Source organism: Antarcticimicrobium luteum, from assembly GCF_004358185.1.
Taxonomy (GTDB): domain Bacteria; phylum Pseudomonadota; class Alphaproteobacteria; order Rhodobacterales; family Rhodobacteraceae; genus Antarcticimicrobium; species Antarcticimicrobium luteum.
On sequence record NZ_SMUV01000036.1, the window covers coordinates 1 to 26,069 of the forward strand.

25 protein-coding genes, 2 pseudogenes and 1 other annotated feature are annotated in these 26,069 nt (G+C 58.6%); of the genes and pseudogenes, 9 read left to right on the forward strand and 18 right to left on the reverse strand.

Going from position 1 to position 26,069, the window contains the following annotated elements:
* From E1832_RS01430 to E1832_RS01470, 9 genes and pseudogenes are all read right to left on the reverse strand, one after another.
* Nucleotides 1–713 (reverse strand): ArdC family protein (locus E1832_RS01430; protein WP_133357963.1); only part of this gene is annotated, 713 nt, incomplete at its 3' end.
* 533 nt (nt 714–1,246) lie between these two features.
* Entirely contained in the window at nt 1,247–1,537 is a 291-nt protein-coding gene (locus E1832_RS01435; protein ID WP_133357964.1) for a WGR domain-containing protein, read from the reverse strand.
* A gap of 210 nt (nt 1,538–1,747) precedes the next feature.
* Nucleotides 1,748–1,915: pseudogene (locus E1832_RS23225) on the reverse strand (integrase core domain-containing protein); the annotation flags it as partial.
* Nucleotides 1,914–2,186 (reverse strand): annotated as a pseudogene (locus E1832_RS01445) (transposase); the annotation flags it as partial. The pseudogenes E1832_RS23225 and E1832_RS01445, both read right to left, overlap by 2 nt.
* 116 nt (nt 2,187–2,302) lie before the next feature.
* Nucleotides 2,303–3,811, reverse strand: coding sequence for an argonaute/piwi family protein (locus E1832_RS01450; protein ID WP_133357966.1), 1,509 nt, complete (start codon nt 3,809–3,811; stop codon nt 2,303–2,305).
* Complete coding sequence (locus E1832_RS01455) at nt 3,808–6,606, reverse strand: SIR2 family protein (protein ID WP_133357967.1); 2,799 nt, start codon at nt 6,604–6,606, stop codon at nt 3,808–3,810. The genes E1832_RS01450 and E1832_RS01455 overlap by 4 nt, the downstream gene beginning before the upstream one ends.
* A 174-nt stretch (nt 6,607–6,780) precedes the next feature.
* A complete protein-coding gene (locus tag E1832_RS01460; RefSeq protein ID WP_133357968.1) occupies nt 6,781–7,329 on the reverse strand; it encodes a GNAT family N-acetyltransferase in 549 nt (182 codons plus the stop codon).
* Nucleotides 7,319–7,633, reverse strand: a complete 315-nt coding sequence (locus E1832_RS01465; RefSeq protein WP_133357969.1) for a type II toxin-antitoxin system TacA family antitoxin — start codon at nt 7,631–7,633, stop codon at nt 7,319–7,321. Before E1832_RS01465 ends, E1832_RS01460 begins: the two co-directional genes overlap by 11 nt.
* 152 nt (nt 7,634–7,785) lie before the next feature.
* A complete protein-coding gene (locus E1832_RS01470; protein WP_133357970.1) occupies nt 7,786–8,001 on the reverse strand; it encodes a hypothetical protein in 216 nt (71 codons plus the stop codon).
* 1,018 nt (nt 8,002–9,019) lie between these two features.
* On the opposite strand from E1832_RS01470, the gene E1832_RS23230 reads away from it, so the two are divergent.
* Together E1832_RS23230 and E1832_RS01480 are read left to right on the forward strand one after the other, a co-directional pair.
* Nucleotides 9,020–9,376 (forward strand): helix-turn-helix domain-containing protein, encoded by a 357-nt coding sequence (locus E1832_RS23230; protein WP_133357971.1) that lies wholly within the window; start codon nt 9,020–9,022, stop codon nt 9,374–9,376.
* Nucleotides 9,376–9,939 carry an ImmA/IrrE family metallo-endopeptidase gene (locus E1832_RS01480; protein WP_133357972.1) on the forward strand — a complete coding sequence of 188 codons (564 nt, stop codon included), beginning with the start codon at nt 9,376–9,378 and terminating at the stop codon, nt 9,937–9,939. Before E1832_RS23230 ends, E1832_RS01480 begins: the two co-directional genes overlap by 1 nt.
* Before the next feature lie 31 nt (nt 9,940–9,970).
* Here E1832_RS01480 and E1832_RS01485 read toward each other — a convergent pair whose 3' ends face one another.
* Genes E1832_RS01485 through E1832_RS01495 form a run of 3 tightly spaced genes read right to left on the reverse strand, consistent with a single transcriptional unit; the run spans nt 9,971 to nt 12,464 of the window.
* The gene (locus E1832_RS01485; protein ID WP_133357973.1) at nt 9,971–10,912 is read right to left on the reverse strand and encodes a DUF2971 domain-containing protein; all 942 of its coding nucleotides are present in this window, start codon (nt 10,910–10,912) and stop codon (nt 9,971–9,973) included.
* Nucleotides 10,909–11,514 carry an SMC-Scp complex subunit ScpB gene (scpB, locus tag E1832_RS01490; RefSeq protein ID WP_133357974.1) on the reverse strand — a complete coding sequence of 202 codons (606 nt, stop codon included), beginning with the start codon at nt 11,512–11,514 and terminating at the stop codon, nt 10,909–10,911. The genes E1832_RS01485 and scpB overlap by 4 nt, the downstream gene beginning before the upstream one ends.
* Nucleotides 11,511–12,464 carry a DUF1403 family protein gene (locus tag E1832_RS01495; RefSeq protein WP_133357975.1) on the reverse strand — a complete coding sequence of 318 codons (954 nt, stop codon included), beginning with the start codon at nt 12,462–12,464 and terminating at the stop codon, nt 11,511–11,513. The genes scpB and E1832_RS01495 overlap by 4 nt, the downstream gene beginning before the upstream one ends.
* Before the next feature lie 156 nt (nt 12,465–12,620).
* Here E1832_RS01495 and E1832_RS01500 point away from each other — a divergent pair, with 156 nt between their 5' ends.
* A complete protein-coding gene (locus E1832_RS01500) occupies nt 12,621–13,718 on the forward strand; it encodes a tyrosine-type recombinase/integrase (protein WP_133357976.1) in 1,098 nt (365 codons plus the stop codon).
* A 12-nt stretch (nt 13,719–13,730) separates the two neighbouring features.
* Here the strand turns inward: E1832_RS01500 and repC are convergent, their stop codons facing one another.
* The 5 genes from repC to E1832_RS01530 form a co-directional block, all read right to left on the reverse strand.
* Nucleotides 13,731–15,011: a plasmid replication protein RepC gene (gene repC / locus E1832_RS01505; RefSeq protein ID WP_133357977.1), complete on the reverse strand. Its 1,281-nt coding sequence runs from the start codon at nt 15,009–15,011 to the stop codon at nt 13,731–13,733.
* Between the two features lie 220 nt (nt 15,012–15,231).
* Nucleotides 15,232–16,248 (reverse strand): ParB N-terminal domain-containing protein, encoded by a 1,017-nt coding sequence (locus E1832_RS01510; RefSeq protein ID WP_133357978.1) that lies wholly within the window; start codon nt 16,246–16,248, stop codon nt 15,232–15,234.
* Nucleotides 16,245–17,603, reverse strand: coding sequence for a ParA family protein (locus E1832_RS01515; RefSeq protein ID WP_206020972.1), 1,359 nt, complete (start codon nt 17,601–17,603; stop codon nt 16,245–16,247). The genes E1832_RS01510 and E1832_RS01515 overlap by 4 nt, the downstream gene beginning before the upstream one ends.
* A 211-nt stretch (nt 17,604–17,814) precedes the next feature.
* Nucleotides 17,815–18,153, reverse strand: coding sequence for a DUF736 domain-containing protein (locus E1832_RS01520; protein ID WP_133357979.1), 339 nt, complete (start codon nt 18,151–18,153; stop codon nt 17,815–17,817).
* 483 nt (nt 18,154–18,636) lie between these two features.
* Nucleotides 18,637–19,865 (reverse strand): IS3 family transposase gene (locus E1832_RS01530; protein ID WP_133357980.1). Its coding sequence is split into 2 segments (ribosomal slippage): nt 18,637–19,577 and nt 19,577–19,865, totalling 1,230 coding nucleotides; the frame shifts between segments, so codons are not numbered across the junction.
* Nucleotides 19,468–19,584: a sequence feature (AL1L pseudoknot), on the reverse strand. (Overlaps the previous gene by 117 nt.)
* A gap of 387 nt (nt 19,866–20,252) precedes the next feature.
* On the opposite strand from E1832_RS01530, the gene E1832_RS01535 reads away from it, so the two are divergent.
* The 6 genes from E1832_RS01535 to E1832_RS23060 all read left to right on the forward strand — a co-directional run bounded on the left by E1832_RS01535 (nt 20,253) and on the right by E1832_RS23060 (nt 25,424).
* The gene (locus tag E1832_RS01535) at nt 20,253–21,569 is read left to right on the forward strand and encodes a Rieske 2Fe-2S domain-containing protein (RefSeq protein ID WP_206020973.1); all 1,317 of its coding nucleotides are present in this window, start codon (nt 20,253–20,255) and stop codon (nt 21,567–21,569) included.
* A 39-nt stretch (nt 21,570–21,608) separates the two neighbouring features.
* Nucleotides 21,609–22,529 (forward strand): PDR/VanB family oxidoreductase, encoded by a 921-nt coding sequence (locus E1832_RS01540; RefSeq protein WP_206020974.1) that lies wholly within the window; start codon nt 21,609–21,611, stop codon nt 22,527–22,529.
* Nucleotides 22,530–22,539: 10 nt separating this feature from the next.
* Nucleotides 22,540–23,316 carry an SDR family NAD(P)-dependent oxidoreductase gene (locus E1832_RS01545; protein WP_133357982.1) on the forward strand — a complete coding sequence of 259 codons (777 nt, stop codon included), beginning with the start codon at nt 22,540–22,542 and terminating at the stop codon, nt 23,314–23,316.
* Between the two features lie 33 nt (nt 23,317–23,349).
* The gene (locus tag E1832_RS22675) at nt 23,350–23,760 is read left to right on the forward strand and encodes a LysR family transcriptional regulator (protein WP_206020975.1); all 411 of its coding nucleotides are present in this window, start codon (nt 23,350–23,352) and stop codon (nt 23,758–23,760) included.
* Between the two features lie 12 nt (nt 23,761–23,772).
* Entirely contained in the window at nt 23,773–24,573 is an 801-nt protein-coding gene (locus tag E1832_RS01550) for a LysR substrate-binding domain-containing protein (RefSeq protein WP_206020976.1), read from the forward strand.
* 137 nt (nt 24,574–24,710) lie between these two features.
* Nucleotides 24,711–25,424, forward strand: coding sequence for a FadR/GntR family transcriptional regulator (locus E1832_RS23060; protein ID WP_165978766.1), 714 nt, complete (start codon nt 24,711–24,713; stop codon nt 25,422–25,424).
* Between the two features lie 184 nt (nt 25,425–25,608).
* Here E1832_RS23060 and E1832_RS01560 read toward each other — a convergent pair whose 3' ends face one another.
* On the reverse strand, nt 25,609–25,962 hold the full coding sequence (locus tag E1832_RS01560) for an SDR family NAD(P)-dependent oxidoreductase (RefSeq protein ID WP_133357984.1): 354 nt from the start codon (nt 25,960–25,962) through the stop codon (nt 25,609–25,611).
* Nucleotides 25,963–26,069: the final 107 nt, after the last annotated feature.

The window sequence follows — 26,069 nt, forward strand, 5'->3', positions numbered from 1 at the left end:
TATGCCGATATGCTGCGCCGATCTAACCGCAACGCAACAGGTTGTAAGGGTCGGCGCGGCATAAACCGGAGCGCGGCATTATGGGAATATTCGTGCGCCCAAACGCCGTAAAAGTTTCGCGGGTCCTGAAACCGTGTGATGGGCGGCATGTAGACCTTGTCGACAGCCGGCATGTAATATGCCTCGTCGCCCGCGAACACTGTGGTGATGTCGATGGCCTCGAAGAAGGCCTGCATATGCGGGATCGGCTTTGCGACCGGATGATCCGGCACGGGCTCGGGTTCGGGATGGAAACTGTCCGGGAGCCCTTCGATCTGACAGGCGTTGAAGACCCGGTAGGATTTCTGGAAACGGAAGATGCGGGCGTCGTCGGTCTCGCCATCGTCAACCGCGTCACCCCCCTCCCCCTGTTTCCGGCGCTGCCCGTAATAGACCACCAGGGAGGATTTTTCGCCTTTACGGATCCTGGCGTCCATGGCGTTGGCCTGTGGCATCGTCATCCAGAAGGGCGAGCCGTAGCCGGCCATCACCGTCCGCATGGTCAGCAGGAAGTTGTTGACGCCTTGGTAGGGCTCGCCGGTCACGCGCAAGGGCCGCGAACTGCCACCCGCCGTCCAGGGCTTGCGCCATGGCAGGACTCCGCGTTCGATGATGCGGATGAGTTCGTTCGTGATCGACGCCGCGGCGTCGAATTTGGGCTTGGACTTGGCCATGGGTGGTCTCCGATGTCAGAAGGAGCGCACGGAAACCGTGCGCGGACCGGAGAGCATTCAAGGGAAGTAGTCTTGCGGCGCGTGGCGGGGCCCTTCCGGAACACCGCCAGCCCCCCCCTTTCCCGTTTCTCCGAATCCGTCAGGACCCAGAGCCCGCTTTCTCTTTTGAACCACGCTCCAAACAACGGAGGGGCAAAATTTCTCCGGGCCCTCGGCTCAGCAAGGAAGCAAAAGCATGCTGAAATCGAAGACCCGTGTTCCTTGCGGGCCGCTCGAGAACTGCGCCATCAATAGGTCGACACGTTCCAAAGAATGAGGCTGGGGCCACTGAAACTGATCAGTCGGCGATTAGAAAAATAATGGCCGAGACATAGCTCGGCCAAAGTCCAACAGGGAGGTACGACGGTAGCAGGGCCAGTGCCCGCAACCGTCGCGTATAGATGTAAGCGTGACTTGAGCTTTTCTCAACTTGGGTGCGTGGGATTTGGAAAATGACGGCTGGCGGCGGCGCTCGAACCGTACAAGGAATTGGGTTAGATCCACGCCCTCGATCGGTACCCACGCTTGCGTTTAACAGCTTCACGGGCCCTCATAGCGTCCAACGCCGAATGTTCGTCCGGATGCCGTTCGATCAGAGATTGGCCGCGACAACCAATGCGTCCCCACTCGCGCACCACATCCACGCCTCCGAACAGGTCCGGTTGCAAGCTCATATGATAATACCGCCGCATATTCAGCGCCGCATCGATACGTTTCAGGTCAACAGAGCGTGGCGAGCCGTAAGGCTCCGCGCGGCGTTCAATCATGCTGAGCAAATCGTCCATGCGACAATTCTAGCCGAAGCGTCCTATTGCTCCAACATGTTCTTCTTTGGTTCCAGATCTTGCGATCTCGGTACGGAAATGGGATGAGGGGCCGTCACAGACTGTTCGAACGTCTTCGGCTTCGACAATGTTCCATTACGAAACGCGCTTGGAGGACAAGGGGGGGCCATTATCGTGACCGTGTGGTCTTGCCCCCGATTCATCGGACACTCAGGCGGTTGCGTTTTGAGCGGCGATGAACTCGCGGGGCGAGCGCATTTTCAGCCCTGAGTGCGGGTGGTTTTCGTTGTAGTCCTCGATCCAGCCTCCGATCAAGCCGAGAACGGTTAGGGCATCCGGCAACGGCGTCACCTGGACGTAGTCACGCTTCAGCGTCTTCCCGGATCCGGTCTTCCAGATGGCGGACAACTTTGTTGCTGGTCACGTCGTCGTCTTCGGTCACGGCGACACTCTCTCCTTCGAGCACGAGCCGGCGCCAACGATACAGCAGGTTCGGCGCCACGCCCTTGCGTCGCGCGACAACCGAAATGCTGGCCCGGTCGTCCAGCGTCTCTTCCACGATCCGCAGCTTTTCTGCGGCAGTCCAGCGACGACGACGGCCGCCATCGGTGATGATTTCAATCTCAGACATGAATACGTGCTCAGGCATATGCCTAAGTCTCCATGGTTGTGCCTAAGTGTCCGGACGAAACGAGGGCCAGTTCACCGTGCTCGGAGTAGTCTACGAACCATTATGTCTAAGGAACGCAAGTATCCGTCGGGCTCTCAGACGAAGTAGCGAAATGAGGTCTCGCCCGGCTCAGCGTCTCCGAACTCGTCAAGGATGCCGCCGACTCGACGCGCGAACGACAAAGTCACGGGCCACTTCCCACGAATATCAGCCGTATTCCAATTCATGCGAGTGAGATTCAATACGTCTTGAGCAGCCTCAGTCTTACTACCACCGGACTGCATTCGGATTTCAAACGGCTGCGGAACATGAGGGCCAGGATACGTACCCAACTCTTGCATGAAACCTGACGTGAATAAGAAGGAGGTACCAGAATTGATAGTGCAAAGTGTTCCGACATTCGGAGGATAGACCCCCAGCCTCAACAGACGCAAACTGCTCGGAACCAGCGTCACCAGATCAACAATGGGGATGTCACTTAGTGCCGCCTTAATACCAGCAAGTTCGGCGGCATCGAAATGTGTGGTCTTGTGCATTACCACTCGTACCGGTGGACCACCTGCACGCGTTGCATATTCCGCCACGATATCTTTTGAGAGATCGTATGCTTGCTCTTCTGAAAGGTGAACATTGCGGCTCTGATCGGGTGTGGCTGGTACGCCATCACCCCGGATTGCAAATCCTTCTCCCTCGCTCGAAAAAGCCTGCGCCAAACTGGATTGAACGATGTGGCGCTTGGTTGTTCTCAGGTGATGGAAAGATATTCCAACAAAGCACGTCTCAGGTCCCGTTTGGGGCAATCGCCATGGAACTCCACCCGCTTTGTAGTAGACACCAACTGAAAAGTTCCATGCTCTGGTTGCAGCATCTTGACCACGAGGCGTGTCCTCAAGAAGGCTCCGGGTGACCATTTGTATCGGAAGCTTGGCTCTGAGCGCACGCGCTTTAAGTGCATGACGCAAGTCTCTCTTCAGAAAGTCCTCTTCCGTCTGCTCGACTTCTTCAAATAGATCAAACAAATCAAGTTGACCATTGGCCCGAGACTTTCGAATTACAGCTGCAGCTTTCTTTTCCTCGGTTGTCGCGCTTCGCTCCACAGAGTGGGACTTCTTTAGAACTTCGTCTGGCATCGCCATTATGACCAAGTCAGGTCGATTGGAGTCGCGAGCGGCAAGGCTATCCAATGCATCAGCGTAAGCGTCCAGCACCTGCTCGAAGCGGCGGAATGGGTCACTGATTGCGAGCGCAGTACCGAGTTTGTCGCCTACCCCGCCCTCGTCTAGCCGAACCGTCCAACTGTCTTTAGTCGACAGTGCGCTGTGGAACGTCTCCTCGAAACCAGGAAACATCCGTCTCAGCTGTGTTTCGCCTTCCAAAACTGGGATCGGGTTCATGCAGCGCTCTAACCAAGCCCTAGTGAGATCGATCATCCATTGCGGGCCAATTATTCCGACGCCAATCTTCTGCTTCCTTGAAGCCGACCCAAAATGGAGGTCGAATGGCCCCGCCTGTGCCAGTCCTACCTTGGGATCCGAAACCGAAAGAGCACCACCAAATTGAAGGTTTGGGGGCGCCAACTCTTTGACTGACAGCTCTAGCGTCATTGGCCATCGTCCCCAATATTATCATCGGGATCATCTTGTGCCGCATCAACGTCGTCAACGTCTTCAATCGCTGCAAGATCTTCCAACTCTTGATCAGCCTCCAAAACACTCTGTTCCAGTTCGTCCTCAAGAGTTCGACCATCACCAAATGCTGTCGACTTATAAGCAATTCCGGGGAACGCACTGTTGAGAAGTACTGTTGGCGCATAATCCGAAAGCGTGTTCCTCGTATCAGGTTTCAAGGCAAACACACCTTCAGCCTCCTCGGACAAACATGCCATCCAGAAAGTCACATCGTGCATCACACTTGGATTAAAGTCTCGGGCAGCCCTTTTTGTCGAAAGAATATTTATTCTATCTCTTCCTAAGTACCGGCGATTGCCGTCGCGAGTGAAGACGTAACCCGGGTTGATAAAGAGACCCCAGTCAATCCCAAAGGCCATCAAGGAGTATGTGAAGGACTTGTGTTCGTAGTAGAGAAGGTCGTCAGAATCTCGCCTTGTACGAGCCTTCACAATGGTTCTCGTGGCGCGCTTCACACGTCCTTGATAAGTGATTTTTCTTTCAGGCTCGTCGGTTTTGGGGAAGTGCGCTCGGCGACGATCCTCGTCAACAACCAGACCGATTGCCCTTAGGTGTTCGTTCAACAGCTCATGCAGTAGCCTACGCATGATGTTCAAACCATTTCCCTGCTCAAAGAGCTCTGGGATTGTCAGTTCTTCGATGTCTCCTTCGTCAAATGGCGTTACATAGTCACTTGTGATCCGCTCCAGATCGTAAAAACTAAAGAAGCGCCCATCTTGGACATATCCTGGAGGAACTGGAAGATCTCCGGCGCTTTTCCGAAGCCCTGAAGCTGATCGCGCGGATGTACCGGCGTGCCAAATCTTTTGCGGCAAACCAACAAATTCCACAAGATTTGTCGTGAACCGTACTGTTTCAGACTGATCGGCTACCGCCGTGCGAGTAATTTCATCTACTGCTTCTGGTCGGGCAAAAATCAGTACCTTAAACGCAGAATTCTGCTCCATCGGATGGAAATGCACATCACCATTATTGTCGATTGTGTATTGAAGCATGTCGGCTAGGCCTGAGCCGCGCCTTTCCATTTCGTTGCTACCGTAAAAGAAACTCGAAATGACTGGGTTTCGATAGCCTTTCAAAACACCCCGCGAACCTCCGCGTACAAGGCTCTCAATTGACTCTGCGCCGGTCCGTACCGCGACTTCATCTATGAGACCCCCTGGACTTACCGTTTCAATCTCAGTCGGTGAAATCCTGATTTCTATTGGCGCCTCAACCGCATAATCCCGATGCACTAGTGCATTCACAATCATTTCGTGGATAGCCAACGGATGATAGGGAGTTACTTGACGGGATTTTCCATCTTTCAAGAGAAACGGCGAATTGAGGAGAGCGATCGTCTCCTCAAGTGTGTTTAGCTGGTTCCAAAGAGAACCACCAATTTCTCGCTCAACCAAAAAAACGCCAGCCTCGACGGTGTCGATGAGATCGGCGTCGTCGCCGAAGGCTCCGCGCAGCCATGATTCCGGACCTACAATGGTTAATTTGACCATGGCTTGGGCGAGGCGCTTGTTAGGAGTTCGAGCGAACATGACCCAGGCAGCGAGCGTAGGCGCCGAAGTTTCCGGATCACCTTCAGTTTGATGCAGGAGCTTCTTAACAACCGCGCGTTCTTTGACCCAATCAGAGTTAAAGCGCTCAGGATAAGGTTCGTAGTGCTTGTCGGCGTATTGCTTCAACCGCTGGAAAAGAACCTGTTCATCCAGATCTTCGAACCGCCCGGATTGAAAAGGGCGCATGTCCAAAGGGAGAGAACTCGGGGCGCTGACCGGCCCAAGTTGTTTCAAGGGAGTCTGCCGAGCAACGAGCTGGTCCAGCAGGTCCGTCTTCAATAGTTGATCGAAGCCATCAATTGGAACCCGATTGAAGTTTGAACCAATCTTGTCCGCAAAAGATTGCACCAGAGGCGAGAGGGGTTCGCCTATGCTGCGCTTCATATCGCACCAGAAGACCCCATTTTTGAACCCATTTGCATAGTCAATTTGGTTTTCAAGAAGGTCATTCATGACCGATGGCTCCATTCCGCGATACCCAACTACGATCAATGGGTGATCACGCAAAAGAGGCTTGATATGCTCGACTATCTCTTGGTCCAACTTCAATACATCTTCGGCCAAATTCTTGTCGGAGTAGTGCTCAACCGATCCATGGATGTGGATTAGCTGCGGGTTTGCTGGCGACGTTTTGAACTGGACCCAATCCGACGCAGTGCGGATCTTGACCAGGAAGGGCGGCACTGCTTCAAGAACGGCCGCTCGATCAATGCAATGATCAAAGTTTGTCGTTAGAACCGTTGCAACCCAACCGTTGTCTAAAATCCGTGCTAGCGCCCGATACCCCGGTCCGGGCTTCACACCACGGCTGATAAGTTGCTCGAAGAATTCTCTTCGATCCTGTCCAATTCCCAAAAGGTTGTCGATCGCAACAGGGTATTGGTCGGGGAGGCCAACCCCCCGTTTGAACCAAGACTGCTGTTCAAGCCAAGGTATCCAATCAGAATCAACGACGCCTGGGTCCATCGGAGACCGACCATGCGACTTACAGTATGCCCACTTCGCTGCGCGGTTCACTGTTTCACCGGCCGCTGGCACACCGGATGTAACGGAAGCCCCTGCTCCTAGCAACAGAACCGGCTGGCGGTGCTCGGCGAGCAGTGTTTGCAGGCGTCCAACCTCTGCATGTCTAATTGATGATAGAACCTTGCTGTCCATCTGCTCGAATCGTGTTGTTTTGATTTTGTTGGTTCATTATGCGGAACAAATTCAGAACATGCTAGACTGTTCACTGTCGCAAGCCATAGGGGCAGAATTTCATAGTCACTTTCCTTTAAGCTCAGATTTTTTGCATTCGCGTCATGCACATGACTTTCGGCGCCCAATGAGCGATCAACCGGACAGCGCCCGCACTGTCTGGATCGGCATGAACAGGCGCAACGGCTGATCTGGCAACGGGGTAAAACCGAACGCCTCGTAGTATGCTTTTCGGCGCGCCACGATTTCGGGGTTTCCGCAATCGAACACATCGAGAAGGACGGCACAGGTTCCAATTTCGTCTGAGACGCGCCCAATTCGGCTGAGCGCATCGGCAAGCAATGCGCTGCCCAAGCCCTTCCCCTGCATCGTTTGATCGACGCCTATCATGGAAATGAACGCGGCTGGCAGCATGCCGTGCCTCGGCGCCTTCTTGGCCAACGCTTCCGGCATGTCTTTCGCGACGACTGCATGCATGTTGATTCCGTAGAACCCAAGGGTGTTGCGGTCCTCGTCGAGCACGACCCAGATTCGGACGACATCAGCCTTCGACCCCTTCTTGGCCGTCAACTTCAGGTAATTGTCGATTTGAGGAACACCACAGGAAAAAGCCGTTCGATCCTGGCTCTTGGCATCGAACGGCTCGATTGTGAACTTGGTGTCTACGGCGGCGTCAGTCGGCATTCGCGATCAGTGTCTCGCGCAATGCAAAAGCCTGCTTCAGCCGATTATTCGGCTTCGGAGGGTTCTCAAGAGCGCCAAAGAACTCAGCACGATCCGCCTCGCTCTCCAACGCCGTCAACTTGTGAGCTTCAATCGTCGTTTGCGCGGCCTTGTATGCAGCGCTCACAACAAAGGAGCTTACCTCAACACCGCTCAAGGTTGCTGCGCGACTGATCGCATCCTTCACCGAAGGCTGTGTACGCGCTTCCAGCCGAGCGCTCTTGGGCTCGTCGACAGCGACAGTGCTATCCTCAAACGCCAACATAGTTGCCTCCTTGATCCGAAACGACGTCAAGCGGTAAGACACCGCTCACACGTAGCTATGTACGGCATATCGTCGTACATGTCAAGTGTACGGCGAACTTCCGTACGCCAAGACAAAGCTTGGCTAACACGTTCACTGGGCGAGAGGCAAACTCACTTTTCTCGCACGGTTGTACCCGGGCTCGCCTTGCCATGCTTTGCCGTCACGAAGCGCCCGGAAATTGCGCTCCGGTAGCTGCCACCGGTAGAACCGCTCTTGCCAGGCGCTTCTTTCAACGTAGTGCGCGGATGTGACTTCCCATAAGCCTTTGTCACATACCGCCCCGATTTCGCGCTGCGATAGCTCCCGCCGTTGCCTTTGCCTGCCATCTAAGTTCTCCTTCTCAAGTCTGGCATCTTGTTGGGTCCCTCCGAGGCGGAGGGCTGGTTGGGTTCGAAACAAACCGAAGAACCTCCGCTGGAGGCCTGCGGGTCTTCATTGCAAAATCCAGTAGCTCAGAACCAGAGGTGTTCTTCTGGTCAGATGACCGACAGCACTGGGCGTATTTCCCAAATGGATGTTCACATCCGCAAAACTCATCGTCGCCGAGTTCGAGCAGTCTCTCAGCTGCAATCAGCACAGATTGCCGGCCGGGCCATTTTCCGTATTTCTCGAGGTAGAGATGCCGCACGGCCCAGAGGCTATAAAGGTCGAGCAGTCCGGTCACCGAACCGCCGGGAAGCCATGTCTTGTCTCGTGGCTCGAATGCGCAAATCGAGCCATCGGGAAAATTCGTATGCCTCGGCCCGATCCATGTTTTACTGACAGCAGTGGTCCAAAAACCCCAGGCTCGAACCGGCCTTCTGGTGGTGTAGGGAAGTTGGATGGCAAATGCGGCTCTCCTACCGAGGCCTTCGATCAGATCGCTCTCAGCGAAGAGCCACATCTGCCTTTCTTGAGGAAACGCGAGCAGACCCGGGTACGCGTCCCGGCATTCCCTTATGCCTTCCGCATAGCGAGACCGTAGTCCTGGCTGGACGAACGGTGCTCCGGAATCGGGCGCCCGGGATTGTCCGGTCGTCCCTTGCCCTCCGGCAGGCCCCTCCCACGGTCGGGTTGCGGATCGTGTCGATTGGTGCCGTGCATCGGCTTTCTCCTGGCCCGAAGGTTTCAAGACAACCGAGGAGTTGTCGGGCCGAATGACCCCCCGATTGAACACGGTCGGCAGGATGCCAGCGTCGAGGCCCAAGCCGATGGCCTTCAGATCGTCCTCGATGCTCTTCCTCATATTGAACCGCCCCATTTGCCGCAGCGTCTATGCTTTACGGATTCGCAACAGTGTTGCTATAATGAAATCCTGAAACAACACATACGGGGCCAAAATGAAAATTGCAAGAGTCGAACACCATGCCTAGTGTGCAATTCGACGGGAACGGCTTCTACGCCGCGTTGGACGCGGTACGGGAGGAACGGAAGCTCACCTGGAGAAAGGTTGCAGAACAGTCGGGGGTGAGCGCTTCATCGCTCACGCGGATCTCGCAAGGGAAGAGACCGGATGTAGACAGCCTAGCATCTCTGTGCTCATGGGCGAAACTGAGCGCCGACGATTTCATGCGCGCGCACGACAGCAGTCAGAATGGCGAGCCATCGTCGTTGACCAAAGCACTGATGTTGTTCCGCGCAGACCCAAACTTAGGAAAAGAACAGGCAGACGCTCTCGAGCGCATCATTCAATCCGCATATGAGGGCCTGAGGACGCACTGATGGCACTAAGGCGGGGCTTCAAGACCGATGCGGAATGGTACGCTCAGGATGTTCGACGCGAACTCGGCATCCCTGAAACCGGAAAACTGTGCCCATGGAGCCTCGCAAGACACCTTGAGCACATCGTTGTTGATCTTTCGTCATTCCAGAAAGAGCACCCACTCGACGTCGCACGCCTTCGGCAATGCACAGGCGCAAAGGGATTTTCTGCAGTCACCATTCACAAGGGTACTGCACGGCTTGTGATCTTGAACGATGGCCACGAGAAGCCACGTCAAACGGCGGATCTTGCTCACGAACTGGCACACGGGCTCCTTCATCACGTCCCGCTGCCTTTGAGTGATGAAACTGGTGTACGCATGTTCAATGCCCGAGATGAAGAGGAGGCGCATTGGCTGGGACCAACCCTGTTGGTTCCAGGCCCCGCCGCCCACGCGATTGCGAGACAACGCGTTTCGATTGAAATGGCGGCAGCACAGTATGGTGTGAGCGAAGAGCTCATGCGAATGCGGCTGAACATGTCAGGTGCATTCAAGCGCGCAAAAGCGGCAGGCTGGCGTTAACGTAGTAACCCGCCGGAAAAGAGACAATCATCTAGCTGGAATTGTCTTGTTCGAGGCTGTCCAAGGCCTCGTACAAGGACAGGGACCGCCTTGGCAAAGTAGCCAACATCTCATCGACATCAAGCGAGTACCGATTCAGTAGGAAGGTGTCGGGCTTTCGCCGGATCTCGTAAAACTTCAGCGCCGAGGGCCGATCTTCCAACGCCCTGACAACAGAGTATTTGACCGCCAGCGGGCACCTCATACCAAAGACCACCTCCTCCAGCTCGATCGGAGAGTCCTGTGCTCCACGTCGACCTATGAGCCGCCACTCTTTCTCGTATCGCCAATCGTAGGCCTTCTTGAGAAGCACCGCGTCGTCTACGGCCTGACGGGCCCCGCGATCACCATCCAACATTGAGAGAACCTTGCTGGCCGCGACCATACTGCTGCCACCGTACTTAACCTTGAAGATCTTGTTGGAGGCTTGTTCGGGCAGCGAGTACCCAATGGCGATGCCTCGGTGCTGATCGCCATAGTGGCTCCACATCAATGGGCAATTGTTCCGTTCGGCAAGAGACACGATGCCACCATCGTATCGACGGAGCAGTTCTTGCTGGATGGCCTGACCGAGAAGGAAGGCAACCGGGTTCTCCAAGCGCAGATCGGGATCTGTGGCGTTGTACCGGATGTCAGAAATGATCTCCTCGGCCTGACGCCGACTGAGCTTCATGATGTGATCGCGTGTCTTCGGCCCCCTGTAACGTATCGTCGACGCTGCCGCACTCAACTCGCCGTGCACGCGATGCTCGATCAGCTTGATCAGCATGGTTTCCAACTGATCCTCAGCCAAATCGATCTCGACTCCTGGCTTCGTGTCCAGAGGATCGTTGAAGGTGCTGGGATCAGCGAAGAATAGTTGGTCTTCAACCAAGCTGCTGAGTGTTCGGTCCGAGAATGCTCGATACTTGTAGAGGCGACGCGGGGTCTTCAAATGCTCTCACCTCTTAATTCCAGCTCTGGCAGGTCCCGCAAGCTTTGCAAATCGAACGTCACCAGAAACGTCTCGGTCGTCACGAAGGTATGCGGCGCCCCGGGACGCGGCGAACGCGGCCCGCTGGCGATCAGGTCCTTGTAGCGCAGCCGGGCCAGCAGATCGCGGCTGACCTCCTTGCCGAAGATGTCCGCCAGGCCCGCCCGGTCGATCGGCTGGTGATAGGCGATGGCGCAAAGCACCCCCATCTCCATCTCGGTGAAGGCGAGCGGCTGGTCACCCAAATCGGCAGCCGCCTTGATGGCATCGGCAAACTGCGTCCTCGTCCGGAGCATCCAGCCGCCAGCCACCTGAGCCAGTTCGTAGGGACGGCCGTTCAACTCGGCCCGGATATGATCGATCAGCATCTCGATCGGGGCCCCCTGCCCTACCACGCGGGCCAGGTCCTCGCGCCCGACCGGCGCCGCGCTGGCGAACAGCACCGCCTCGATCCGTCCCATCCATTCGCGCCAGCGTAACTCCTGCGGCAGCTCGTCGAGATCCCGGTCAAAGACGGCGGCGCCCTCCTCCGCCGGTTTCCGCTTCTTGGTCACCGTGGTCATGGTGTGATCCCGTAGAGCCGGAAGGTCGGCCGTCCGGTCAGTTCCCGTGCGACACCCAGCTCGACCAGCCGGTCGCAGAACCGCCGCGCGGCGCGGTCCGTCATCGGAATGTTGGTGCCCCGGATGCGCGGCGACAGCATCGAGGCGGGGGCGACCGCATCCTCGGTCAGGAACAGCACGACCGCCGCATCTGACCCTTTCGCCCGCAGCTTCGGTGCCACGGCACGAATTGCCTCCGCACGGCGGGCAAGATCCCGCGCCAGTCGAACCGTCTCCTCGATGTACTTAAGAGTCCGGATTTGAAGCGCCAACTCGGCCCCCTGTTCACCCGCCGCCAGGTCGCGCAACACGGTCTTGGTGAGCCGCTGCCCCGAGACCGGCAGAACCGTCTTCCAATTCAGCGCGCGCGCCAGGACGATATCCGAGAGCAGGCAGGCGACCCGCTCCGCCCGGTCGTCGGCCTCGAGCACGGCACGTATGACGGCCACGCAGCCCGACAAGGGGCCACAGGTCCGTGCGCGTTCCAATCCCGCATCGACCCAGACACCCATCTCGCCAGCGAAGTCAGCACCTACCAGGTCGGCGATCCCTCCCGTCCCGCCTGCCAGCAGCCGCACAGCATCGCGCCAGAACGCCAGCAGATCGCCATCGGGCCCCCGCGCCTCCCCCGGCGGCGTCAGGTGGTAGGCGTCGCGAATATCGGCCTCGCGCGCAAGTCGGCCTTCGAGTTTCGAGGTTGCCGTCGCAGCGGTAAGCGCCAGCCGGTTGGCGAGGAGTTTTACAGGTACTCCGTGGTGCGGACCGCAGACCAGCTGGTCGAGCACCGTGATAGCAGCGCCAGATCGAAAGGCCACAGTTTCAAGGGTTTCGGCTCGCCCTGAGGTGACCCAGCCCGGGAGCTGCGGTAGGGTATTCAGGTCGTCGGAAATCGTGGCCGGCTGGTATGTCATGCCACAACACTAGTCCTTCGCGGCGCTTTCGTCTACAATATGATGTGGAAACCGCCCCGCCCTGCCGCTCGCTTCTATGTCCAATAAGTTTGCCTTATCAGACATAGGAAGATATGCTGGGAAGCAGTTCAATTTCATCGCCGGATTCAGTGGAAAATGCCCTCAGAGACCGAGAAATCTACGTCAGCGCCCTCTGGTGAGCTGGATGATGCTCGCGCCGACGAGAGAGATCAAGAGGAAAGCGATGGGATCGCCTTGCCCTCCCATGTCGCCGGGTCCGGCACACTCGATCGGCTGGTCGACACAGCCCGCGACTATGCCCGAGCCGCTGCGTCCGAGAACACTCTGAAGGCCTATGCCAAGGATTGGACGCACTTCGCGCGATGGTGTCGGATGAAGGGTGCCGAGCCGCTGCCCCCATCGCCCGAGATGATCGGGCTTTACCTTGCCGATCTCGCCTCTGGGTCGGGCCCCTCCCCTGCTCTATCAGTCAGCACCATAGACCGCCGCCTGTCGGGGCTCGCCTGGAACTATGCGCAACGGGGGTTTACCCTTGATCGCAAGAACCGACACATCGCCACGGTGCTGGCCGGAATCAAGCGCAAGCACGGGCGCCCACCGGTGCAGAAGGAAGCGATCCTGGCAGAAGGCATCCTCGCGATGGTGGCCACCCTTCCTTTCGATCTGCGCGGGCTGCGGGATCGGGCAATCCTTCTCCTTGGATACGCCGGAGGTCTGCGCCGCTCGGAAATCGTCTGCCTGGACGTGCACAAAGACGATACACCGGAGTCCGGCGGCTGGATTGAAATCTTCGAGAAAGGTGCCCTGCTGACCCTCAACGCCAAGACCGGCTGGCGTGAGGTCGAGATCGGCCGCGGTTCCAAGGATCAGACCTGCCCCGTGCATGCTCTCGAGCAATGGCTGCACTTTGCGAAGATCGACTTCGGTCCGGTCTTCGTCGGTACCACACGTGATGGCAAACGCGCAACGGAAACCCGGCTCAACGACAAGCATGTCGCCCGGCTGATCAAGCGCACGGTTCTGGATGCCGGTATCCGATCCGAGTTGCCCGAGAAAGAGCGCCTGGCGCTATTCTCCGGTCACTCGCTGCGCGCCGGTCTGGCGAGTTCGGCTGAAGTCGACGAACGCTACGTCCAGAAACAGCTGGGGCATGCCTCTGCCGAGATGACCCGCCGCTACCAGCGCCGCCGCGACCGGTTTCGCGTGAACCTGACCAAGGCTGCCGGCCTCTGAGCCCCTGCCCCATCACGCCGCCTGCCCGCTGAGCCTGCCATAGAAGCTGCGCTCGAGATGCAGCTCCCCTGCCCCGGCCTTCTCGACCATGCCTCGCAGATAGCCGCCCGGCGACGAAACTTCGCCTGCGCAATGCTTCTCGAAGACAAGGGCCAGCGCCGCTGTCGCCACCTGTTTGCCAAGACGGTCCTGGGCCACATTCCAGGCATGCTCGGATACCCCGATCATCGGCCTGAGTTGACCAGCAACCCGGTGCAGATCGCCCCAATCCTTCAGGAACCCGCCCATATTACGCGCCCAGGACGCGAATTCAGGACAGGCTTGCATGACAGTAGGCAGATCCAGCGCCGCGCGCTTCTTGCGCACTTCCGTCACCCATTCTTCCAGCTCCCTATCAACCTGATCTTCGGGCTGAACATTGGGCACCACGGCCGCGATTTCCTCATTTTCTGAGGAATTACGAGTTACAGGATTAAGTTGGTTTGTAATTAGTATATGAGGGTCAGAAATGACCTCCCTGGGGTTCATTTCTTGAGTCTTCTTTGTAACTTGCTTCTTGGTTTCCGGCGTGTTTTCCACAGGTTGAACGAACTCTGTTGCCTTGAGATAGGCAGCCTCGACGCGCTCCTGAAGCTCCTTGAACCAAGTCAAGAGTCGTGCAAGCTGCTCTGAGGCTTCGTGACGGCGCGGAAGCCGGTCCAGAAGCTCCTCGAAGAGCCCAGTGAATTGCGTCCAGGGGCCGCGCAGCGCGCTGCTGACGGCCGCCTCGATCCGAGCGCGGATCATCCGGCGCGCAACGGTGATCTGGCGCTTCAGGCGCTGACAGAGCTCGCGCTCGGCCTGCAAATCGGCATGGAGCTCCTCGAACTCCTCGACACGCGCCGACAGCGGCGACAGATCGAAGCCATAGGCCTCGACGATGCGCCCCTCGGCGTCCCTGCGGCCCCACCGCTTGCCGTTGGGGCTGTCCTGGAAGGAAATCACGCCGATCTCGGCCAGGCGCCGGGCATGGCGCTTGAGTCCGGAGAGCGAGAAGCCCGTCTGCTCCATCAGATAGGCGTTCGACGCCCAGACGATAGGGCGCTGCCCCTCCTCCCAATCCTGGGCCTGGGTAAAGGCCCCGAGCGTGTCGAGGAGCATCATGTCTCCGGCCTTGAGGCCAATATATGCGCCGACCCGCTTTACGGCCACGAAGGCCCGCGTCTTGGGTACAGCTACCTGTTCACCGGCTTGGGCAAGCTGCTCTGCAATGCCAAGACCCGGTGTCGGCTTGCGCCAACCTGTATGTTTCATGCCTGTTTCTCACCTCCAGTTATGTGGAGACAAAAGAAAGCCGTTCGCTCAGAAGCGTTCGTCGTTGACAGTGATTCGAGAGAGACTTATCTTCAAGGCGACCAAACCAATAAGATCAGCTCTCAGGCCCTCAGCTTGGGGGCTTTTCTTTTGCCTTTAGATCACATTCTTCCTTCTTGCTCGTTGCCTCAATATTTGGAGATGCACCGGTATTCAGGCTTTAGCCCGTCGGTGGAACCTCCTTATTCTTTGCCAAGAAGCCCGCGATCAGATCGCTCAACTCCTCAAGCTTCTCTTGGCTCAGCGGTACGCTTGCGGCTTTGATCGAGAGATTGCCGTTCGCTGACGTGAGCGAGAGATTACGACCCCCTACCTTGCGCTTGGCGGTGATCTTCTGAGCGGACTTTCTGACTTGCTTCTTCGGCTTGCCCTCAAGGCTGGCCAGCGCTTTTTGCAGATCCTGGAAGCTCATGTCGTAAGCGTTCTTGAACGCGTTCAAGATTTGATCTCGAGCCCCGAAAACTGCGCGAGCGCGCGACACGATACTCTCGTGGACACCAATACGTGCAGCAAACGCCACCGCGGTCGTCTTCTCACCAGATTCACGAAGCGTCTCGTACATCTCTCCGATAGCCAGTAGGCGCTCGAAAGCGCCAAGGTTTTCCCTTTCCTCGTTTTCCCGGAAACGAAGAAACAGCATCTCGAACTGCGCGTTCTTCGCGCCTCGCTTATCTGGGGACGCCAAGATGGCTCGTAGCTTCAGTCCCAAGGTCTTCGCCGCAGCATGACGACGTCTGCCGGTCAGCATGATAAAGCGAGCATCCGCGACGTCAGTTGGGTTCAACGGGTCAGGCTTCCAATTCGGATCCTCTGGCCAAACAAGGATGGGCGTGTCTTGGCCATTGATTTCGATGCTCTTAAGTAGCGTTTGAAAGGCTTCTTGTGCCAGCCAGTCATCACGACGATCTGAACCTAACGGATCCTCCACTTGTTCCGGTGAAATCTGAAGCTCGTGACGGCCGTTCAGAATGTCTTCGACGAGCTGCGCACGACCCTGCTCTACCGCTGCCTGCGATTGGGCAAGTGCGCCTGCCTTCCATGCACTACCCGCTCCCTTGAAAGCTGCAGTAGTAGAAGACGGTGCAGTGTCGACCTTTGCCTCGTCGTCATTGTCACTCGGCTCAGCTGATTGGTTCAAAGCTTTCGAAACCAGCGACCTCGGGATAGTTCGCTTCATGCTGCGGTCTCCCCGTCATCGTCATCATAGAACGTGTCCATCCAGGCATTCGCATAACCACGTTCGAGGCCTGGCCACAGACGGCTGACGATTGCATCGTTCACCGCGTCTGCGTTCTCGATAAATCTGTTGATGCCTTTTCGCTTGCCAGGCGTGTCAGGCTCATACTCGTAGACCGACTGATAAACGTCTGAAGCGTTCGAAATCGCGTCTGACCGCAGATAGAACACGGGCAAGATCTCCGTGGGGCAGTGCTCGAGAAGATTGCCGATGTGATTGAGATCCTGAGCGTTGGACCGCTGCACAATGGTTGGCAAAAGCATGTTGGCACCCGAGCCAATATCGATACGCTCATGTGCTAGGATGTGCTGCAGCATACCCAGCAGGCCGGTGACAAAGGTCGACAGCGTCGCGATGTCGAATCCCTTCATGGTCTGAGGAATGACGAGGGATGAAGAGGCTATCACATTGTTGAGCTGGAAAAGCGTTAGAGCCGGTTGGTAATCAATGATGATGCAATCCAGCGTTTCATTCAGCGCCTGCTCGAGACGGACAGGATCGACCTTTCCATCCGTAACAAGTTCGTTGGGAGCTGTTGCCGGAGGATGCGCCTCTTTCCAGCGATCAATCGCGTCTCGAAGGTAGCGATAGAAACTCTTCCCCGCAGGAGCTTCGCGAACCAGGCGAGCGATCTGAATTTCGCCTTCAGAGGTCTCTCCGTGCGCCGGCACCAATCGAAGCCCCGGCCAGGACGTCTTCAAAAAGAAGCTATCCAGCGTCTCCGCAGAGTGATCCGTGTACGGCGCCCCCTCAGAGTGGAAGAGGCCCGCGAAGTCCACCATCGATGGCGTTTCTTCAGTAGGCATTTGAGACAAACCCTCACCGCCTACAAAGTACAGTGTGATCGTGCTCTGCGGGTCCGCATCCATGACGCCAACGCGCATGCCGTAGTGAAGGCTCAGGTACTGTGCGAAATGTGCAGCGCTGAGGCTCTTGGCGGTGCCGCCTTTTTGACTGGCAAATGAAATAACTGGAAGCGGATCACCGGGCTTGCGCCACGCAAGATAATCAAAAGGACGCTTTGCAGACGTCGCCATCAAAGCGCGCATATGCATCAGTTCATGAAGGTTGAAGACACGTTCGCGACCAACGTACTCGCCCTTTGGGAAGTCATCGTTGCCATTCGCAAACTTGGTCAAGTATTGGATGCTGACGTTCAGGAAGCGAGCGCACTGTCGCATCGACCATGTGCGCTTGATACGATGGCGCAGCGTCAACTCTTTGTTGACGGCGACCATTGTGCGCTCCAGGCCTCGTGACAGGTCGGTCAAAAACTGCTCTAAACTTCCGCTCATATCGCTGCCCCGACTTCGGTTGATTCCGAGTTCGACTCGTTTCGAGCCTCATAGTAGCACCATTATGGGCGCAATTGGAAGATACCACGCGCCTACCTGAATTCAGGAGTATGATTAGAGGCAGTGAGGTGCAAAACCATCTAATCTTGAACGCGTTCAAGATCGCCTTGCGGATGCTGGGCCCGAACGATGTCGGGCCCAGTTCTTCAGATCAAGCGGCGTCTTTGGGACCCCAGGGGATGACGGCCTGCAGGGACAGATCGTCCTGGTTCGCGGCCTTGCCGAGGTTGGCGTTGAAGCCGTGGTCGCGGATGGTCAGCGTGTAGTAGTCGGCGCCGGTCTCCTTGTTCGGCTTCTTCCAGATGCCACCGCACTCGACCAGCTTGCCGCGCGGGGAGCGGGCGAGGACGCGGTGCGTGGGGGCCATCGGGTTCGAGCTCGCGACGGGTTCGACCGTGATGTCGAGGTCGAAGGTCAGGGTCGAGATGGAACCGACGCCCTTGGCGGTTTCGATGTCGGCGCTGGTGAATTTGATGCAGTTCGTGGTCATTGCTCTTCTCCTTGTTTGCGTTGCAATGATGGTCACCTTGCAGCTGGCCAAGGCCCGGACAAACCGAAGGCGGAGCGTTGCGGAGAGGGGCAGGCGCCCGTCTTTTTGCCTCGTGAGGAATGGCCCGCAGGGTCAGGGGAAATAGATCGGCGACAACCTTTGTGGACGGGACGACAGCTGCGACCAGCATGTCATGCAACTCAGACAAAGGGAGAGGTGCGGTGGCCGCGAAGGAAACTGGGTGAACTGCCGATAGTCAGGAGCGCCGAAGCGGCCCTTGCACAGTCACGCCTGATCTTTCGGTACACGCCACGCCCGTCGCAACGCGACACCGGCCCGTGTTCCGTTCCTTGGTCGGGTCATCAGGGACCTCAAGCAGAAAGCGATCTGACAGGCTGGAGAAGATGAAATGCCAGGGCGAGGACACGCGCATCTGTCCCCGACTGAACCGCTCCGGTTTTGCCGGAGGCTGATTGTCGTTAGTTACGCGGCCATGGGTTCAGTTTCCAGAGCGGCGTAGAAGTTGTTCTCGGCTTCAGCGGGCGGGATGTTTCCGATGGGCTCGAGCAGGCGGCGGTTGTTGAACCAGTCCACCCATTCCAGGGTTGCGTATTCGACGGCCTCGAAGCTGCGCCACGGACCGCGGCGGTGGATGACCTCGGCCTTGAACAGCCCGTTGATCGTCTCGGCCAAGGCGTTGTCATAGCTGTCACCGACGCTGCCCACCGAAGGTTCTATCCCGGCTTCGGCAAGGCGCTCGGTGTATTTGATGGACAGATACTGACTGCCGCGGTCGCTATGGTGAACCAGTCCTGTACCCTTCCCGGGGCGGCGGTCATGCACTGCCTGTTCCAAGGCATCGAGCACGAAACCCGCATTCGCCGACGTGCTGACGCGCCAGCCGACGATCTTGCGGGCATAGGCGTCGATGACGAAGGCGACATAGACGAACCCCTTCCAGGTCGCGACGTAGGTGAAATCGCTGACCCAGAGCACGTTGGGCGCGGGCACCCGAAACTGCCGGTTCACCTTGCCCAGCGGACACGGAGCCTTCTTGTCCGGAATCGTCGTGCGGTGCGGCTTGCCGCGGATGATGCCTTGAATATCCATGTCCTTCATCAGACGTGCCACTGTGCAGCGGGCGACGTTGAAACCTTCGCGGCGCAATTGGTGCCAGATCTTGCGGACGCCGTAGACCCGCCAGTTCTCCTCGAAGACGCGCCGGATCTCGGGCCGCAGAGCCTCATCCCGACGCGCACGATCCGAACGCCGAGCCGGATCGGCCCGCTTCGCGAGGTGATCGTAGTAGGTGGAGGGGGCGATCGGCAGCACAGCGCAGATCGGCTCGACCCCGTGCGCATCACGATGCGCCTCGATGAAATCCACCATCACTTCGACCGGCGGTCGAGCTCCGCCATCGCAAAATACGCTGACGCCTTCCTGAGAATGTCGTTCGCCTGGCGCAGCTCGCGGTTCTCCCGCTCGAGCGCCTTCATCTTCTCCGCCATCTCGGTCGGGATGCCTGCGCGTCGGCCGGTGTCGACCTCCGCCTTCTTGACCCACTCGTTCAGGGTTTGTGCGGTGCAGCCGATCTTCGCCGCGATCGACATCACCGCCTGCCAGCGCGATGGATGCTGGGCCTCGGTCTCGAGAACCAGCCGCACAGCGCGCACGCGCACTTCAGGGGAAAATTTGTTCGTGGTCTTGCTCATCATGCTCCATCCTACTCAGGAGTTGGAGCCTCCGGCAAAACCGGAGCGGTTCAGATTGCGGTGAACCGGCATGGAACGGGACGCGATACGATAGGCAAGCCCCCGGGTTCGGGCCGAACTTCAGATGCCCGGGAACTACAAAGTCGATCCTTATCCGCCGATCCTTTCTGCTCGAAACCTTGAACTTCTTTGTTCAATAATAACGGATTAGGCTAGAACGCTTGATTCTTGGCCGGACCAAAGCAGGTCTGCGACACCATGAGACAATTTCGAAAATCTTATAGAACAGCGCTACTTTCGATTTCTCATCAGCCGCGCATAGTGTTAAAGGTAGGGCCAATCGGCGGGCGGTCGCCCGCCGTGGTGCCAAACAAGAAGGACAAGATCATGAAAGCCGAAGATTCCCATGACCTGACCCGTGTTGGCCCCGGCACCGTGATGGGCGACTTCATGCGGCAGTACTGGATGCCGGCGATCCAGTCGAAGGAGTTGGAGGCGGATGGCGACCCAGTGCGGATCATGCTCCTGTGCGAAAAACTCATCGCGTTCCGCGACAGCCAGGGCCGGGTCGGCATCCTTGACCAGAGATGCCCGCACCGTTGCGCGTCGCTCTTTCTGGGGCGGAACGAGGACAATGGTATCCGCTGCGTGTATCACGGCTGGAAGTTCGACGTGGAGGGCAACTGCCTGGAAATGCCGAACGTACCGGTGGATTTCCGGTTCGAGCCGCGGGTGAAAGCCGAAGCCTACAAGACACATGAGGCGAACGGGATCGTCTGGGTCTATATGGGGCCGAATCAGGACGCGCCGCCGCCGTTGCCGTTGATCGAGGCCGCGATGGCCGAGGACGCCGAGATCTGGTGCCTGATGCGCGACTGCAACTGGATGCAGGCGTTGGAAGGTGACATTGACACCAGCCACGTAGGGTTTCTGCATGTTGGCTCGCTCGAGCTGGACGACCTCGACGACGATCACCCGATGCGACCGACAATTCTGAACCGGGCACCGGAGTACAAGGTGCAGCCTTCGGACTGGGGCGTGATGTATGGCGGCTACCGCGAGAACGACGACGGGCAGATGTCGTGGCGGGTGGCGCATTACATGTTCCCGTTCTGGACGCAGACCCCCAACAACCGCTTCCACAGCCGCGCGATTGCCCGGGCCTGGGTGCCGATCGACGACGAGCATTCGATGCTCTTCGACATCACCTGCGGTTCCGACGAGGGCAACCCGGCCTACAAATCCCGCCGCAAGACCGGTGAGCTTCTGTTCGAGAAATTCGACTACGCCCCCAACGGTACCGGCTTCTACGACCGCTGGCGCTGCGTGGACGACGTGCACAACGACTGGGGCATCGACCGGGAAAGCCAGCGCGACGGCACGCAATACACCGGCATCGCCAATATCACCATGCAGGATCAGGCGGTGACCGAAAGCATGGGCGGCATCACCGACCACGGCTTCGAACATCTCGCTCCGTCGGATGCGATGGTGGCCCGGACCCGGCGCCGGGTGCTGACTGCCGCCCGGGCGTTGCGTGAAGAGGGCACGGTGCCGCCGGGCGTCTCCGACCCCGAGGTCTTCTACCGGGCGCGGGCCGGGTCGTTCCTGCACAATCCCGACGATTCGCTAGACGAGGCCTATCGAGCCGCGCTGAGCGAGGCGGAGCGATACGGCAGCAAGACGCCGGAACCGGCAGAGTAAGTTAACCAAGAGACGCGCGAGACAGAAATGAAAGTAAGGTTGATACAAGTTCGGCTCGAGGCCGAAGGGGTGCATTCGTACCGGTTCGAGCCTCTGCCGGGAGAAACGCTGCCACCTTTCGAGGCGGGGGCGCATGTGAATTTTGCACTGGGCGACGGGATTTCGCGAAGCTATTCGCTTCTCAACGATCCAGCCGACCCGTCGTTTTACGAAGTTGCCGTGCATCTTTCGCCCACCTCAAAGGGCGGATCGCAGTACATCCATCAGCATTGGCATGTCGGGCTTGTGGTCGAGATGACCGAGCCGTCGAATAACTTCCCGCTTGCGGAAAACGCCGAGCATACGGTGCTGATCGCGGGCGGTATCGGGATCACGCCGCTTCTGGCGATGATCGACCGCCTGGACGCACTGGGGAAGACCTGGGAGCTGCATTATGTGGCCCAGAGCCCGGAACGGGCGGCCTTTGTCCAGGATCTGGCCGGGCGCGCGAACGTGCATGTGCAGTTCGACGGGGTCGCAGGCGGTAAGCCTTTGGACCTGAAAGGGATCGTGACCGCCGCGCCGCAGAACGCGCATCTTTACTGCTGCGGGCCGCAGGGGATGCTCGACGCTTACAAAGGCTTTGCCGAAGGACGGCCGAAAGGCCATGTGCACCTGGAGTATTTCACCGCTGACACGAAGATCGCCACCGAAGGCGGGTTCATCGTCGAGCTTGCCCGCAGCGGCAAGAGTTTCGAAGTGCCGGAAGGGTCGCGGATCCTGGATGTGCTGCTTGAGAACGGGATCGACGTGAACTTCGCCTGTTCCGAAGGCACCTGCGGCACCTGCGAAACGCGGGTGCTGGAAGGCGTGCCGGATCACCGTGATTACTTCCTGACCGACGAAGAGAAGGCATCGGGCGAAACGATGATGGTTTGCTGCTCGGGCTGCAAATCCGACAAGCTGGTGCTCGATTTGTGAGGAGGCCGGGATGACCGAGGTCGAGATTCCCGCCGCAGGATCGTTTCGGTTCGACGGGCGGGTCGCCCTGATCACCGGGGCGGGCAGGAACGTAGGTGCGGCAATCGCACGGGAACTGCATCTGGGCGGCGCGAATGTCGCCGTGACCGACGCGAATGCCGGTTGGGCGGAAGAGACAGCACGGGCTTTGGATCCGACGGGCGAGACCGTGATGGCGATTGAGCTGGATGTACGCGAGGTCGGCCATTTCGAGGCCGCGCGGGATGCGGTGATCGCCAAATGGGGCAAGCTCGACATCGTGGTGAACAATGCCGGTTGGGCCAAGCGCACGCCGGTCGAGGAGATCACGCCCGAAGAGTTCGACGCGGTGATGCAGGTCAACATGCGCAGCGTGTTCCTGTCCTGCCAATGCTTCGCGCCGGTGCTGCAAGCTCAGGGCTATGGCCGGATCGTGAACGTCACATCGCTGGCCGGGCAGAACGGTGGCACGGTCGCGGCGCCGCATTATGCCGCCTCCAAGGCGGGGGCTAACATGCTGACCAAGTATTTCGCGCGCGTCCTGGCGGGGACCGGCGTGACGGTGAACGGGGTGTGCCCCGGCCCGATCGACAGCGCCAAGACCCGGATGTCGCCCGAACAGATCGCCTCGGTCGAGGCGCAGGTGCCGATCGGCCGCTTCATGCGGCTGGACGAGATTGCCGCCGCGGTTGCGCTGCTCGCCTCGGACCGGGGCGGGTATTTCGTGGGCGCAACTCTGGATATGAACGGCGGCCTCTATATGCGATGAACGGGTGCTGAATGCTTTCAGGATCCCGGAGAGATGCCGACCCATCCGTTTGACCTTAACCTGCGGCACCTGCGCGCGTTGATCGCGATCACAGAGCAGGGGAGCATCAGCGGCGCTGCCGATCAGGTGAGCTTGTCGCAGCCTGCACTGACCCAGGGGCTGGCCAAGCTGGAAGACCAGTTCGGCTGTGCCTTCTTCGAGCGGCGCCCGGATGGCATGGTCGCGACCAGGATGGGCCAGCTCGTGATCGACCGCACCCGGTCGGCCCTGGGTCATCTGTCGGTTGGAGCCAGGGGATTCACCCGGGTCTTCTCGCAGCCGGAAAACGTGCTGACCATGACCCACATCCGAGCCTATCTGGCGCTGGCGGATGCGGGAAGCTTTGTCGGTGCCGCGGCCAATACCGGGTTGAGTCAGACTTCGGTCCATCGCGGTGTACGCTAGCTTGAAAGCCTCATGGGCGCGACGATGGTGGAACGGCGGGGCAGGGGGGTCTGGGTCAATGCCAATGGCAAACGCTTTGCCCGGGGCGCGCGGCTGGCGGTGTCGGAGTTTGCGGCGGCGCTGGCGGATACGCAGGACGAGAGCGAAGGCGAACATATCGTAATAGGAGCCCTTCCGCTGTCGCGCCCGTTCCTCCTGCCCGCCGCACTGGCGCGTCTGGCCGACGAGCGTCCGTGGGCACGGTTCGATATCGCTGAGGGCAATTGGCGCGAGCTGGTCGAGCCATTGCGCGATGGGGCCATCGACATCATGATCGGCACTTTGCGGACTTACGAAATCGCGGACCTGCGCCAGATATCTATTTGCGACGATGAGTTGGTCATTGCTGCGGGCGTCGAGCACCCTTTGGCGGGGCCGGATGCGCCGGATGCAGCTGCGCTGCGGCTTTATCCTTGGATTCTTCCCCCCAAGGATTCGCCGCTTCGCGGTGAGCTGGCTCGGCTGTTCTCGGACGGCGAACTTCCGTTCGCGCCGATCGAGACCGGATCCGTCATGATCATCGGACGACTGCTGACGGAAGGGCAGTTTCTAACGTTGTTGTCTCCGTCGCAGATCGCCCTGCAGATCAACGCCGGGCTCTTGGCCCGTGTTGGCCCGCCACTCCCCGACACGACCAGGCGATTGGGTATGGTCGTGCGCCAGGACTGGCGTCCGACGCGGCTTCAGAGGCGGTTCACCGAGATTCTCATGGACCTGGGTGAAAACCCGGAGAAACAGGAAACACATTCGATCGCATCACATGGCTGGGTCTAGATCGCTTGCGAATGTCCGGCGGGAGACGCGGATTTCCTCGTGGCCCCTGCTACGATGGAAATTTTGCGCGTGAGGATGGTTGCAATTTCAACGGCGAGTGGTGAAGTTTGAATGGTCTGACATTTGGAATCCGTGCCGTGAAAAAATCTCTCCCCTTCAAACCGATCCGCACCAAACGGGCCTTCGAGGAAGTGTGCGATCAAATCCGAGAAGAGATACAATCCGGCAACTTGGCCCCTGGCGACAAGTTACCTTCAGAACGGGAGCTCGCCGAACAGTTTCATGTCAGCCGCTCCACCGTGCGGGAAGCCTTCCGCACGCTGGAAATCGGCGGCGTGCTGGAACTGCAAAAGGGGGTTCGCGGCGGCGCGGTGGTGTTGATGGGGAATGAAGAACGCCCGATCACCCAGACCATGGCCGACCTTCTGTCGCTTGGCGGTATCTCTCTGAGGGACTACACCGAAGCGCGTACCTGTATGCAGCGAGAAATGATCCGGCTGGCCTGCCAACGTGGGACGGAAGAAGATTTCGCGGACATGGAGGACAATCTTGGCCGGATGCGCGCGGCGGGACCCGGAATCTCGGTCGAGGCGCGGACGATGCTGACTCAGGAGTTTTATGAGACCCTTGCAAAGGCGACCCACAATGGCGCGATGGTGGTCATCATGCGAGCGTTCACTGAGCCGTTGTCCTTCTACCTCAACAAGATCGGGGTTGACCGGACCTGGGATGTCGCGACCTCGCGCGAGAAGTTCCTGGCCCATCTCCGCGCCCGCGATGTTGAGGCGGCGACGGCGGAAATGGTCGGTCATATGGACCGCCTGCACGCCTATATGCTGTCGAAGCAATAGGGACGGCCGGCGATCGGATTCGCGCATTCTGACTGATATTGGCCCAGAAGTCTCACCAATGAATGGGTGAGGATCGTGTGTTCTGCGGCTTTGAGGCTGCGGCTACGCTGCCTCAGCGCGGCAGGGAGCGCTGTCGCCATGGGCGACGCGGGGCAGGGCAACGGCATGACCTTTCCGGTCGAGCCTAGACAGACAACCCGCCATCAATCGCGATTTCGGCCCCCGAGATGTAGCGGCTGAAATCAGACAGCAAAAACAAGACAATATGGACCACATCTTCCGGCAATCCCGCGCGGCCAAGCGGGACCTGCGCGGTGCGGGTCTTCAGGTCCTCGTCGCTCCAGGCGTCCAGCATCGGGGTGAGAATGATGCCCGGATGGATCGAGTTGACGCGGATCCCGCGCGGGCCCAGTTCGCGCGCGGCGGTCTTGGTCATGCCGCGCACGGCCCACTTCGTTCCGACATAGGCAATGCCCTTGCTGGCGCGCAGCCCGGCCAGCGACGAGATGTTCACGATCGACCCGCCATCGGGGCCCATCGCCGCTTCGGCGAACTTATGTCAACGGCGGAGTAAAATTCGGCCATTGTGGCGGAGCAAAAGTCGGCCAGTTTGGGGCGAGCGCCTTGGAGCGTGCGGCCCTCATA